The sequence below is a fragment of the Halobacillus sp. B29 genome, from assembly GCF_052246755.1.
In the GTDB taxonomy this organism is placed as follows: Bacteria; Bacillota; Bacilli; order Bacillales; family Halobacillaceae; genus Halobacillus; species Halobacillus halophilus.
In genome coordinates this window covers 63,250-77,034 of the sequence record NZ_JBQQCM010000008.1, presented here as the reverse complement: position 1 = coordinate 77,034, position 13,785 = coordinate 63,250, and the positions used below count along the sequence as shown (strand labels likewise).

Sequence of the window (13,785 nt, the reverse complement as noted above, 5' to 3'; positions counted from 1 at the left end):
CCAATATTTGGGTGACCTGAGGTGGGGATTTTTGGGTTTTATCGTTACCTGACGAAGAACTCTTCCAGTACAAGGACGCAGGCTCCTATGGCGGAAGCGTGTTCGCCAAGCTTGGATAGAACGATAGAAGTTTCTTTCGCTTTATCGGTTAATCCTCTGGACTGTATCGTTTCTTCTATTCCTTTCATCAGGAAATCTCCTGCATTCGATACACCACCGCCCACAATGATTCGCTTGGGATTAATCGTGTGTATTAAATTGGTCAATCCAATGCCCAAATATCGTCCCGTCTGATTTAATAGATCAATACTGAACTCATCACCTTCACACGCCGCCTGATAGACTACCTGACCATCTACCTTCTCAAAATCTCCATCAACCAGCTCATGTATGATCGAAGGTTTTCCGGTTTTTAATTCTTTTCGAGCCCGTTCGGCAATGGCTGGTCCGGCAGCCAAGGTTTGCAGACAGCCGTAATTACCGCATGTGCATTTTGGTCCTGATAGATCAATGGTTACGTGACCAATTTCACCAGCTATACTGTTTTCCCCGTGAAAAAGCCTTCCCTTAATCATCATTCCTGCACCGATTCCGTTCCCGACATTTACTCCAACCATGTTGTCCGCATCGTTTCCATTACCGAACCAGTATTCACCTAACGTCATGGTACGCGCATCATTTTCGACTTTTACAATCATATTGAAATCTTTTTCCAGTTCTTCTTTTATAGGAATATTTCGAAGCTGAAAAGAGGGAGCAAAAAGGGAAATACCTTCTTCGGGGTCGACAATGCCGTGCATCCCCACCCCTATTCCCAGAAACTTATCTGGATCGTTTTTTCCTGAATAAAGAAGATCCTGAATTCCTTGTTTCATAATGGATAAGATATCTTCATTCCCTGGATAGTTACCGATGGGCAGGCTGGTTACATCTTTTAAATCTCCGAACAGGTTGGTTACTACGAATTTCATATGGAAAGTTCCTACATCTATGCCAAGAGTATAAAATTGGTCAGCATTAATTTCCAGAAGTGTAGGCTTACGGCCGCCCTTAGACATTCCCTGGGTAGTCTCTATAACAAACTGTGTATTAATCAGTTCCTTCACAATGTTACTGACTGTGGGTGGAGTAAGACGGGTTTGTTTAGCGATTTCCGCTCTGGATATAGGTCCTTCTTCACGTATCATATTTAAAATGATGGATCTGTTCATGGATTTCATTAATTGGAAACTGCCTCGTGTGTACTTTGTAGTCATTTCATCTCCTCCAGCATTTCTATCTTACCCTATCATATCATAAATCTTACTAATTTAATTTATTTAACTAAGTAAAAAGATTACCAGCAAAAGCATGATAAAGTATCTCTTTCGCCCTATAAACTATTTTGGTAATTTTGAAAAAACTCTTTTAATTTTACGTTTAGTATGCTAACTTATAACTAGTTAATTAATTTATTTTAGTAAGTTTTGAAAACGCTATCAAAAAAGGGGGAGCAAGATAATTATGAAAAACTGGTGGAAAATGTTTCTGGTAGTGGGCCTTGTTGCTGGGGTTCTGGCTGCCTGTTCAGGCAATAGTGGAAGTGGTGGAGATGAATCTTCAGGTGATGAGGGTGGAGAACCATCCGGTGAAATAACGGTTTGGGGCTGGAACGTAGCAGCTGAGTCGATGGAACTTGCGGTTGATGGATTTAAAGAGCAATATCCTGATGTTGAAGTGAAGGTAGAGGATATCGGCCGATTGGATGTTTATGAAAAGCTGACGGTAGGACTAGCTTCAGGAGGTAATGGTTTACCCGATGTAGTTATGGTAGAGTCAGATCGCCTGGCTAACTATTATGACCAATTCCCTGATGCCCTTACTAACCTTTCAGAACTTGGTTATGATGACCATAAGGATAAGTTCGGTGAATATAAGAAATCTGTTACTCAGAATGCCGACGGAGAATTTTTCGCGGCTCCGTGGGATGTTGGACCGACAGGCGTTTTCTATCGTACCGACATCTTTGAGGAAGCAGGAGTAAATCCCGAAGATATTAAAACATGGGATGATTACATTGAAGCAGGAAACACAATTAAAGAGAAAACAGGTACGCAGATGGTGCCGATCGATATCGCAAAAGATGATGCCTTGTACCGCATGATGCTGAACCAGCAGGGCGCGTATTATTATGATGAAGAAGGAAATATTGATGTGACTTCAGAAGAATCTAAAAAAGCATTTGAAGTGATTCAGCAGCTGGAAAATGAAGAGCTTGTGCTGAACAACGATGGCTGGAATGGTGTAGTATCTGCCACAGTAAACGGGGAAGTAGCAACCGTTCCATTTGGTGTATGGTATTCAGGTACCATTAAAGACCAGGCCCCTGATCAAGATGGGCAATGGGGAGTCTTTCAACTGCCAGCTTTTGAAGAGGGCGGCAACCGTGCGGCTAACTTAGGCGGATCAGATCTTGTCATTCCATCTTCAACGGATAATCAAGGTGCAGCTTATGCTTTCGTAGAATATTTCACGACAGAAGTAGATCCTCAAATGAAAGCTCTTAAAGAAAAAGGAATCTTCCCATCCTTGAGCTCTACTTATGAAGAAGAGTTCTTTAGCCAGGAGTCTGAATACTTCTCTAATCAACAGATCTATAAACTGTTCTCTGAAGAAGTGGCTGATATTCCTGTAGCCAACTATACAGCTGACTATGCTCGTGCATTTGATACAATGTCTGATACTCAAGCTTCTATTTTGCTTGATGGTACGAAAATTGAAGACGCGTTACAAAATGCAGCTGAAAAGCTGAAAAGTGAGACAGGTCGTGAAGTGACCGAGTAATCCTTATGATCTTCCTGCATGTATTTGTATAGTAAGAAATGGTCGGTCAGTCTCCTTCACATAAGGAGATTGACCGACTTTTTAGATTTTTGGGAATTAAAGCAGACATATAAAAAACGTTGTGTTATCATTAAGTAAATTAAATTAATTAATAAAGTCATCCGGTTTTGAAAGCGCTTATATATAAGGCGCGGGTACTTTAATTAAGGAGGTAGAATTCATTTGAGTCAAAGCAATGCTGAACCAGCAAAATCCAATCAACCTAAGAAACGTAAGCGCTGGATTACGCCCAAGAATGTCCCTTATTTATTCATTCTGCCGGCTGTCACCTTTTTTCTAATCTTCACGGTTTATCCTGTTATTTCTTCATTACTATTAAGTTTCCAAAAGCGTGAAGGTTCCGGCTATGTATTTGCAGGTCTTGAAAACTATATACGGTTGTTTCAGGACGGACTCTTCTATAAAGCGCTTGGCAATACGTTCTTGATTCTACTCATACAAGTGCCAATTCAGTTATTTCTTGCCGTGATCATCGCTGTAGCATTGAATTCCCAACTAGTAAAAATGAAGAGCTTTTTCCGGATTGCCTTTTTCATGCCAGCCATTACAGCGCTCGTGGCTTCGTCAATTATTTTCATGATTATGCTTGATGAAAACTATGGTCTGATTAACTATTTGCTATCTTTTGTGGGCGTGGAGCCTATCGCCTGGCTGTCTGACCCATTTTGGGCGAAAGTAGCTCTTATGGTTGCGATTACCTGGCGGTGGACGGGCTATAACATGGTTATCTTCCTGGCAGGTCTTCAGAATATTCCTGGGTCCCTTTATGAAGCTGCGGAAATGGATGGGGCAAGCAAGCTGAAGCAGTTCTTTTATATAACGATTCCTCAGCTGAAACCTATCTTCTTATTTACTTTCGTACTTTCTACCATTGGTACTCTGCAATTATTTGATGAACCATACATCCTTACCGAAGGCGGACCGAATAACTCCACTTTAACCATTACTTTGTACTTGTATCAGAATGGCTTCAGATATTTTGACTTTGGTTATGCCTCCGCTATTGCATATGTACTCGTACTAATCATTGGTGTTCTATCCTGGGCACAAATGAAATGGGCAGGTGAAGATAAATAATGAAAAATGTCAGTCCTTTAAAAAAGACTCTATTATACTTCTTTTTATTTGTAGGGGTTATTGTTTCCGTTTTTCCATTCTATTGGATGTTTGTAGGCGCAACGAATCCATCGGGTGAAATCTTCAAAGTGCCGCCTAACTTCTTTCCAGGCACTCATGGGTGGGAGAACTTTAAGAATCTAAATGAAAATGTCGGCATTATTAGAGTACTAGGCAACTCATTGCTGATTACACTCACCTTCACCGCTTTAGCTGCCATCATCTGTACAGCAGCCGGTTACGCTTTTGCCAAGTTTCAGTTTAAAGGAAGAAATCAGATCTTCTTTATGCTGCTAGTGGCGATTATGATTCCGTACCATGTTACGTTAATTCCTTTGTTTGAAATTTTCTCTAATGTCGGCTGGCTGAATACGTTCCAGGCAGTAATTCTGCCACAGGCTGCCTATCCATTCGCGATTTTCTTAATGCGTCAAAACATGCAGGCCATTCCGGATTCTCTACTGGAAGCGGCGCGTGTGGACGGAGCTGGAGAATTCCATATCTTTTTCCGGATTGTACTTCCGGTCATGAGACCAGCACTCGCTGCCGTCGGTATTTTCTTATTCATGTTCCAGTGGAACAACTTTATTTGGCCGCTTGTTGTACTGCAGTCACAGGATATGTACACCTTACCGGTAGCTTTATCCAGTCTGGTAGGGATGTCCCGTATAGACTACGGACAGGTTATGATGGGGACCACGCTCTCCACCTTGCCAATTATGATTTTCTTCTTACTACTGCAAAAACAGTTCATCTCCGGTATTCTTGGTGGATCTGTTAAAGAATAAAGAACGAATAGACAGGTGGTGTCGTTGTGTCGATATATATTAATGAAGAAAGACAGCAATTTCATCTTACAAATGGTCAAATCAGTTACATCTTTCATGTGATGAAAAATGGGCAGTTAGGGCATCTCTATTATGGCCGGGCGTTGACGGACCGCGAGGACTTCACACACTTCCAAACCTATGAAAATACCGTTCCGTACACCACTCATACATTCGCGGATGATGCTGATTTTTCATTGGAAACAGTGAAACAGGAATTTCCCCTTTATGGAAAAGGAGACTTCAGGGAGGCCGCTCTTCAAATTGAAGACGATCAACAAATCCAAGTATCTGATTTTTCTTTTCAGGGATATGAAATAGGAAAAGGGAAGCCGAAGCTACAACGTCTTCCCGTTTCCTTTGCCGAGGAAATGGAAGCAGAGACGCTGACTATCCGATTAATGGATAAGGTAACCGGAGCAGAAATTCATCTGTTCTATACCATATTTGAGAACCTGCCTATTTTAACCCGAAGTCATAGGATTAAAAATGGTTTTGAATCAACGCTGGAAATAAAGCGTCTAATGTCCTTAACGCTGGATCTGCCGGATGCGGATTATGAACTGATGCATCTTTCCGGAGCCTGGGCACGTGAACGACATGTTAAAAAGCGAAAGCTGGAGCAGGGAATTCAATCGATATCCAGTAACAGAGGAGCAAGTTCACACCTGCATAATCCGTATCTCATGTTGAAAAGACCCGCCGCCACAGAACATCAGGGAGAAGCGATCGGTCTCCAGTTTATCTACAGCGGGAACTTTCTTGCGCAGGCAGAGGTGGACCATTTTAATCAAACGCGATTATCCATGGGTATTCATCCGGGGTCATTTCAGTGGACATTGGAAAAAGGGGGAAGCTTTCAAAGCCCTGAAGCAGTTCTGTCATTTTCAGATAAAGGATTAAATGGCATGAGCCAGGCGCTGCATGATTGGCAGCGGAGGCATCTCATTTCTCCTGAATGGATGAAGAAAGAGCGGCCGATTCTTATTAATAATTGGGAAGCTACTTATTTTGATTTTAATGAGGAAAAGCTGGATGCTTTTACAACGGAAGCTGCAAATTTAGGCATAGAGTTGTTTGTTTTGGATGACGGATGGTTCGGAAATCGGGACGATGATACGAGTTCTTTAGGAGACTGGTTTGTCGATAAGAGGAAATTGCCGAATGGAATTGGTGCGCTTTCGCGTACGGTGAAACAGAAAGGTCTGCAGTTTGGATTATGGTTTGAACCGGAAATGATCAGTCCTAAGAGTGAACTGATAAAAGAACGGCCGGACTGGGTTATTGGTTCACATGGTCGTCATCAGACGCTTGGAAGGAATCAGATGGTTCTTGATTTCTCCAACCCTGAGGTCGTCCATTATTTATACGAGAGAATGAGCCTTTTGATTGAAGAAGCAGATCTGGATTATATTAAGTGGGACATGAACCGTAATATTACGGAGCCTTTCTCTCAGCACCTCCGGAACCAGGGAGAACTTTATCATCGTTACATCCTTGGGGTTTACGACTTATATGAGCGTCTAACCACCCGGTATCCGAATGTATTATTTGAATCCTGTGCAGGCGGAGGCGGCCGGTTTGATCTTGGAATGATGTACTACGCTCCGCAGGCGTGGGCGAGTGACGATACCGATGCTGCTGAACGGCTGAAAATTCAGTATGGCACTTCGCTGGGGTATCCGCTCGCTACAATCGGCTCTCACGTTTCAGCTGTCCCGAACCATCAGACGCTTCGGGAAACGCCACTCAAATTTAGAGGAGATGTCGCGTATTTCGGGACGTTTGGTTACGAATTAGACCCCTCACAGCTGAGTGAAGAGGAAAAGTCTGAAGTGAAGCAGCAAATTGAATTTTTTAAAAAGGTCAGGAAATTGATCGCCCAGGGCACGTTCTACCGGCTGAAAAGCCCATTTGAAGGAGAAGAAACAGCCTGGATAGCGTGCAGCGCAAATGGAAAGCAGGCGATTGTTGGCTGGTACAAAGAGAATTACCGGCCCAACCCTGGGCATAACCAAACCTTGAAACTTAAAGGATTGCAGCCTGAAAAGCGATATGAAATTGAAGGATTTACTCGTTTGTTCTATGGAGACGAATTGATGAATCGGGGCCTGCCTCTAGGCAAGGAATTTAATGGCGCCAATCCTCATCAGGCAGAACGCGGAGGAGACTACCAGTCCCGAATTTTCCTGCTGAAGGAGAACTAGGGGATCCTTCGCTTCTACTTAACAATATAGTAATGAGGTGATCGATATGAAAGAATTGAAGCAAGCATTTAAGGAACAATTAGGAAAGGATGAACCGGTCGATTTATTTTTTGCACCGGGACGAGTGAATTTGATTGGCGAACACACGGATTATAATGGAGGACACGTCTTCCCGTGTGCTTTAAGCGTGGGAACTTATGCAGCCGCACAAAAAAGAGAGGATACAACGATAAGGTTGTATTCCATGAACTTTCCTGACTTAGGAGTTATTGAAACCGATATAGACTATCTGAAATATAGAGATGAAGATGACTGGGCCAACTATCCGAAAGGTGTCATCGAGACTTTTCGAACTGCCGGGTATGAGATTTCTTCCGGCATGGACATTGCTTTTTACGGGAATATTCCTAATGGAGCAGGACTGTCTTCGTCGGCATCTATTGAGCTGGTCACATCGGTTGTTTTAAAAGAACTATTTCAACTTTCGGTTGATCCGGTGAAAATGGTCAAGCTTTCTCAACAGGCAGAGAATGAGTTTGTCGGAGTTAACTGCGGCATCATGGATCAGTTTGCCATCGGAATGGGCAAGAAAGATCATGCTATTTTATTAAACTGTGATTCTCTGGAGTATCAACATACGCCTATTGATTTGACGGATCATGCTTTAATCATAGCGAATACGAATAAACGCCGTGGACTCGCTGACTCAAAATATAATGAGCGGAGAGAGCAGTGTGAGGAAGCTCTGAAGGATCTGCAGCGGAAACTATCGATTCATAGCTTAGGTGATTTAACCAAAGAAGAATTCGAAGACCATAAACATCTTATAGAAGACTCTTTAGCCCAGAAACGGGCAAAGCATGCCGTTTACGAAAATCGTCGTACGATGGAAGCGGTGGAGAAGCTGAACGCTGGAGATATTGAAGGGTTTGGGCAGTTGATGAACGAATCGCACGTCTCCTTACGTGATGATTACGAAGTAACGGGTAAAGAGCTCGATGCGCTCGTGGAAGCAGCTTGGCAGGAAGACGCCGTCGGTTCAAGAATGACCGGCGCAGGATTTGGCGGTTGTACAATAAGTATTGTGAATCGAAACCAGGTCGAAGCTTTTATGGATAATGTCGGCCGTAAATATTCCGAACAGACAGGACTTGAAGCTGACTTTTATAAAGTAGAAATTGGCGATGGGGCCAAGAAATTGAAGGAGGTTCATAAATGACCGTACTCGTTTGTGGAGGCGCCGGTTATATTGGAAGTCATGCCGTCGCCCAATTATTGGATCGTAATGAAGAAGTAGTGGTCGTGGATAATTTGCAGAAGGGCCATCAGGCGTCCATTTTCGAAGAGGCTCGTTTTTACAACGGTGATTTAAGGGATGAGGCCTTTCTAAAGCAGGTGTTTACTGAAAATGAGATCGATTCCGTAATTCATTTTGCAGCGGATTCTCTAGTTGGAGAGAGCGTCGAAGATCCCTTGAAGTACTATGACAATAATGTTTCTGGTGCGATCAGTTTACTGAAAGCGATGGCGGAGCATGAGGTAAAACGAATCGTCTTTTCATCTACGGCAGCGGTTTACGGTGAGCCTGATCAAGTACCAATTCAGGAGGATGACCGTACCACACCAACCAATCCGTATGGGGAAACAAAACTGGCCATTGAGAAGATGCTTCACTGGGCCGAACAGGCTCATGGTATCAAACATGTGGTTCTCCGCTACTTTAATGTTGCGGGCGCGGATCCAGAGGGAAGGGTCGGTGAAGATCACCGTCCGGAAACGCACCTCATTCCGATCGTACTCCAGGTGGCGCAGGGCAAGCGTGATAAAATCATGATATTCGGCGATGATTACCCGACCGAAGACGGCACGTGTATCCGTGATTATATTCATGTAACAGACCTGGTAGACGCTCACCTTTTGGCAATTGAGAAGTTGAAAAAAGATGAAACGAGTGCCGTTTACAATCTCGGAAATGGGCAAGGATTCAGTGTGAAGGAAGTCATTGATACGGCGCGCCGGGTGACTCAGTGTGAGATTCCGGCCGAAGTTGCTCCGAGACGTGCAGGTGATCCGGCCCAGCTCGTGGCTTCTTCTGAAAAGGCCATGAAGGAGCTCAGCTGGAAACCTGCTCATGCGGAGCTTGATACGATGATTCAAAATGCCTGGGACTGGTTTCAGAAGCATCCGGAAGGTTATGAAAAATAAACAAAAGGGTTGGTGAACAGAGTGGCGATTTATCGTGACATCGAACAGCTTATTCAATATGGTCTCAACAAAAAAATGGTGTCCGTCTGGGACGTTGATTACGTACGGAATGCCCTGTTTCGTTTATTCGAGCTGGACGGGAAGACTGCTGAACCTGTTCAAGCAGAGGAGGTGCCGGAAACGCCGGTGCCGATTCTTGAAAGGATGCTGGATTATGCGGTCGAGCAAGGGCTGATGGAGGATAATACGACGACAGAGAGGGATTTATTTGATCCGAAAATTATGGATCAGCTGATGCCGAAGCCTTCGGAAGTCATTCGGAACTTTTACCAGACGTTTGAAGCCAGGGGGCCGATTGCGGCCACGGATTATTTTTACCAATTATCCAAGGACAGTCACTACATCCGTACTAATCGGATTGAAAAAAATAAGCACTGGTACAGTGAGACGGAATATGGAGATCTTGAGATTACCATTAACCTCTCCAAACCCGAAAAGGACCCCAAAGCCATCGCAGCAGCACGGGCGAATAAGGGAGATGGACCTAATTATCCTAAATGCCTGCTGTGTAAAGAAAATGTCGGTTATGCCGGCCGTCTGGACCATCCCGCTCGCGATAACCACCGTGTGATTCCGCTGGATCTCGAGAGTGAGCACTGGTTTCTGCAGTACTCTCCATACGTTTATTACAATGAGCACGCGATTGTCTTCTCCCGGGAGCATCGCCCGATGAGCATTACGAAAGACAGCTTTGACCGGCTGCTTGATTTCACTGATCAGCTGCCTCATTATTTCATCGGTTCGAATGCAGATCTTCCGATTGTCGGAGGCTCGATTTTAAGCCACGATCACTTCCAGGGCGGCCATCACGAATTCCCTATGGCTCAGGCTCCGATTGAACAGGAGTTTACCATTCAAGGGTTCAAGGATATTAAAGCCGGAATTGTCCGCTGGCCGATGTCGGTCATCCGACTCCGTTCTGAGGATCGATCACGGCTGTCTGCAGTTGCGGATCAAATTCTAAAATCATGGCGCGGATATACGGATGAAGAGGCAGACGTTTATGCAGAAACCGACGGGGAGCCGCATAACACGATCACGCCGATTGCGCGTTACCGGAACGGGGCGTTTGAAATGGATCTGGTGCTTCGGAACAACCGGACCAGTGATGAACATCCAATGGGAATTTTTCACCCGCACGAAAATGTCCATCATATTAAAAAGGAGAATATAGGCTTAATCGAAGTGATGGGTCTTGCCGTTTTACCTGGCCGTTTGATTGAAGAATTGGAGCAGCTGGCGGAGTATATGAAGACGGACGAACTGGAGGGGAAGGCACTCCAGGATGAACGGACAGCAAAACATGCCACATGGGCGAAACAAATGAACTTGGCAGATAACGAGGACATTGAGGAGCGGTTGAGGCAGGAAGTCGGCAAACGCTTTTCGACGGTGCTGGAACATGCTGGTGTCTTTAAACGAACGCAAGCTGGGCAAGAGGCCTTCACGCGGTTTATTAAACAAATTATATAGAAGGGAGAGTGGAACATGGTTGACCTGCCGGTGATAGAGACGCTTAACTTTAAAGGACTTGAAGCTGTTGTACTTGAAAATGAGCAGATCCGCTGTGTCATTCTTCCTTCTTATGGCGGGAAAATGGTCAGCTTTTTTGATAAAGAAGCAGCCTATGAATGGCTGTTTCAGACGTCGGCTTCAGAATTAACGGTGCCTCCGTATGGAGCCGATTTTTCTAAATATGATTCAAGTGGGTTTGATGAGATGTTTCCAGGGATCGATCAAGGTCCTCATCCTGCAGACTGGAAAGAGATCCCTGATCATGGTGAGGTATGGGCATTGCCATGGAACTGGGAAAAGACAGAGGAAGGGATTTCTCTCGATGTGGAAAGTCCCGCATTTCCTTATTCAATAAGAAAAAATGTCGCGTTAAAAGGTTCAAGCATCGAAATCGAATACGAAGCCTTGAATAAAAGCGATGAACCTTTCTCTTTTATCTGGACGCCTCATGCCTTATGGAATTTAAATGATTCAACGAAATTAGAAATTCCGCAGGGGTTAAATGAAGTGATGAATGTTGAAAAAGGGGCCCAGCATTTAGGAGAGTGGGGGACGACCCATTCGTATCCGGAAACGCAGTCGCTGAAAACGGGAAAAACGCTTGATTTAGCTGAGCTTGAACCAAAAGAGGATGGTACGGTAGAGAAGTTTTATTTTACGGATCGTCTAAATGAGGGCTGGTGTTCCATCATTCAGGAAGACATCAGCCGTAAACTTACGTATCGTTTTCCGGAAGATAAAGTCCCTTATCTCGGGATCTGGAAAACCCGTGGAGGCTACCGCGGTGAATATAATGTAGGCGTTGAACCGTGTACAGGGGTTTATGATGACGTTTATCTCGCTGAGAAAATCGACAAAGTTTCACGGATTCCTGCTCGCGGTTCTTACACGTGGTCGCTAACGTTTTCAATTGGAGGGTTATAAATGACGTACTTAGGTGTAGATTACTATCCGGAACATTGGCCAAAAGAAATGATCGACGAAGATCTTCAGGGCATCAAAGAGCTTGGAGCGAACATCGTAAGGATCGGCGAGTTTGCGTGGCACTTAATGGAGCCGGAAGAAGGGCAGTTTGATTTTTCATATTTCGATCATGTTCTTGATAAAGTGAAAGAGCAGGGACTGAACGTGATGTTCGGCACGCCAACGGCTACTTTTCCAGCCTGGCTTGCTCATAAAGAACCTTCTGTTTTATCAGAAGATGAGAACGGACAGACCCGCGTATTCGGCGGGCGCCGTCAATATTGCTTTAACTCGGATGTTTACCGTAAATATGCCGGGAGGATTACGCGTAAGCTGGTCGAGCATTACAGCAGCGAGGAAGCGATTATATCCTGGCAGATCGATAATGAATTTGGCCATGAAGGCAGTGATATGTGCTACTGTGACCAGTGTCACAGCAAGTTCCAGCAGTACCTGGCAGAAAAATATTCATCTGTCGAGGCTTTGAATGAGGAATGGGGCACGATTTTCTGGGGGCAGACGTACAATGACTTCTCGGAAATTCCTGCGCCGAAGCCGACTGTGACGACGCACAATCCAAGTCTGAAATTGGAATGGGCTCGTTTTCGTTCGTTTTCAGTGAACAGTTTTACTCATGAAATGACAGAAATCGTCCGGGAAGCTAAAGGCAGTCACCAGGACGTCACCACGAACGTTTCTGGTGGATTTTTCGATAAATGGTTCGACCATGCGGAAAATGTGAAGCCGATGGACTATGTCTCTTATGACAACTACCCGGTCTGGGGTGGCTTGGAAAAACCGGTCCCGCCGGAAGCGATTGCGATGACACACGACTTTAACCGCGGCCTCAAGAATCAGAACTACTGGATTGTAGAAGAACTGATGGGCGCGCAGGGGCATGATGTTATTGGTTATCTCCCGAGACCGAACCAGGCGAAGATGTGGTCGTACCAGGCGTTTGCTCATGGCTGTAACAACCTGCTGTATTTCCGCTGGCGCGGCATGACCAAAGGCGCGGAGCAATTCTGTTACGGGGTAGTGGATCATGATAATGTGTACGGCCGGAAATATAAAGAGGTCCAGTCGTTATTTACGGATATTCAGCAGTATGAACGTGTACTGGAATCCCGAATTGAATCTGAAGCAGCGGTTTTATATGATTATGATAATATCTGGTCGTGGCGCTCACAGATTCAAAGTAAAGATTTTGATTTTAACGAAGAGTTGTTGCGAATGTACCGCCCGTTTTATAAGCGGAATATTCCAATTGATGTAATCCCTGCCGATCGGGATTTTTCGCAGTATAAAGTAGTCATGGTACCTGTTATGCAGATGATGGACGAATCGCTGGCAGAGCGTCTTCGGTCGTTTGCTGCTGGCGGAGGCACCGTCCTGTTCTCTTTCCGGACTGGATTAAAGGGCAAAGACAACAACCTGAGACTTGGCGAAGTGCTCCCAGGATTGGTGCGCGACCTGACTGGTGTACGAGTGGAAGAAATCGAATCGCTGACGAAAGAGCATGCCGTGGAGCTGAAAGGTGAAAGTGAGTTTGCTCAGACGAGTGGCGCGGTGTCTGTGTGGAGAGATCTGCTTGTGGCTGAAACAGCGGAGGTTCTTTACCATTATCAGGACCAATTCTATGAAGACTATGCGGCAGTAACGAAGAATGAAGTGGGTAAAGGAAGCGTCTATTATATCGGCGGTGGATTAAATGAAGCTCCTCTTGATCAGATGGCAGAGCAGATTCTGGAAGAACGGCATATTGAGTATATCGATTCTCCTGAGGATGTAGAGGTCTATCGACGGGAAGTGGATGGTACTAGCTATCTATTTGTTATGAACCACAGTCCCTATGTGAAAAGCTTCGATGGCAGGCAGCTGGAACCTTACGCAAGCGAAATAATAAAAAGATAAGGAATTAATTTCCACCTCAGGTCATCCAGATTCTGGATGACCTGAGGTGGGATAAAATGTAAGGAAAGCACCAGCGCTAATGTTGCGCTGGTGCT

Annotated in this window: 10 protein-coding genes; 9 read left to right on the top strand and 1 reads right to left on the bottom strand. The window is 44.8% G+C overall.

The features are described from left to right. Nucleotides 1–44: 44 nt before the first annotated feature. Nucleotides 45–1,256, bottom strand: coding sequence for an ROK family transcriptional regulator (locus ACTWP7_RS11660; RefSeq protein ID WP_014644763.1), 1,212 nt, complete (start codon nt 1,254–1,256; stop codon nt 45–47). A gap of 247 nt (nt 1,257–1,503) precedes the next feature. Here ACTWP7_RS11660 and ACTWP7_RS11655 point away from each other — a divergent pair, with 247 nt between their 5' ends. The 9 genes from ACTWP7_RS11655 (at nt 1,504) to ACTWP7_RS11615 (ending at nt 13,690) form a co-directional block, all read left to right on the top strand. After that, complete coding sequence (locus tag ACTWP7_RS11655; protein ID WP_014644762.1) at nt 1,504–2,823, top strand: ABC transporter substrate-binding protein; 1,320 nt, start codon at nt 1,504–1,506, stop codon at nt 2,821–2,823. Between the two features lie 222 nt (nt 2,824–3,045). Further along, complete coding sequence (locus tag ACTWP7_RS11650; protein WP_014644761.1) at nt 3,046–3,960, top strand: carbohydrate ABC transporter permease; 915 nt, start codon at nt 3,046–3,048, stop codon at nt 3,958–3,960. Beyond that, nucleotides 3,960–4,787, top strand: coding sequence for a carbohydrate ABC transporter permease (locus tag ACTWP7_RS11645; protein ID WP_014644760.1), 828 nt, complete (start codon nt 3,960–3,962; stop codon nt 4,785–4,787). Before ACTWP7_RS11650 ends, ACTWP7_RS11645 begins: the two co-directional genes overlap by 1 nt. A gap of 26 nt (nt 4,788–4,813) precedes the next feature. Then, nucleotides 4,814–7,033, top strand: a complete 2,220-nt coding sequence (locus ACTWP7_RS11640; RefSeq protein ID WP_443123328.1) for an alpha-galactosidase — start codon at nt 4,814–4,816, stop codon at nt 7,031–7,033. Nucleotides 7,034–7,079: 46 nt separating this feature from the next. Continuing rightward, nucleotides 7,080–8,252 (top strand): galactokinase, encoded by a 1,173-nt coding sequence (locus tag ACTWP7_RS11635; RefSeq protein ID WP_443123327.1) that lies wholly within the window; start codon nt 7,080–7,082, stop codon nt 8,250–8,252. Beyond that, the gene (gene galE, locus ACTWP7_RS11630; protein ID WP_443123326.1) at nt 8,249–9,238 is read left to right on the top strand and encodes a UDP-glucose 4-epimerase GalE; all 990 of its coding nucleotides are present in this window, start codon (nt 8,249–8,251) and stop codon (nt 9,236–9,238) included. The genes ACTWP7_RS11635 and galE overlap by 4 nt, the downstream gene beginning before the upstream one ends. A 21-nt stretch (nt 9,239–9,259) precedes the next feature. Then, nucleotides 9,260–10,771, top strand: coding sequence for a UDP-glucose--hexose-1-phosphate uridylyltransferase (galT, locus tag ACTWP7_RS11625; RefSeq protein WP_443123440.1), 1,512 nt, complete (start codon nt 9,260–9,262; stop codon nt 10,769–10,771). A gap of 15 nt (nt 10,772–10,786) precedes the next feature. Continuing rightward, on the top strand, nt 10,787–11,737 hold the full coding sequence (locus ACTWP7_RS11620) for an aldose epimerase family protein (RefSeq protein WP_443123325.1): 951 nt from the start codon (nt 10,787–10,789) through the stop codon (nt 11,735–11,737). Next, the gene (locus ACTWP7_RS11615; RefSeq protein WP_443123324.1) at nt 11,738–13,690 is read left to right on the top strand and encodes a beta-galactosidase; all 1,953 of its coding nucleotides are present in this window, start codon (nt 11,738–11,740) and stop codon (nt 13,688–13,690) included. Nucleotides 13,691–13,785 lie beyond the last annotated feature (95 nt).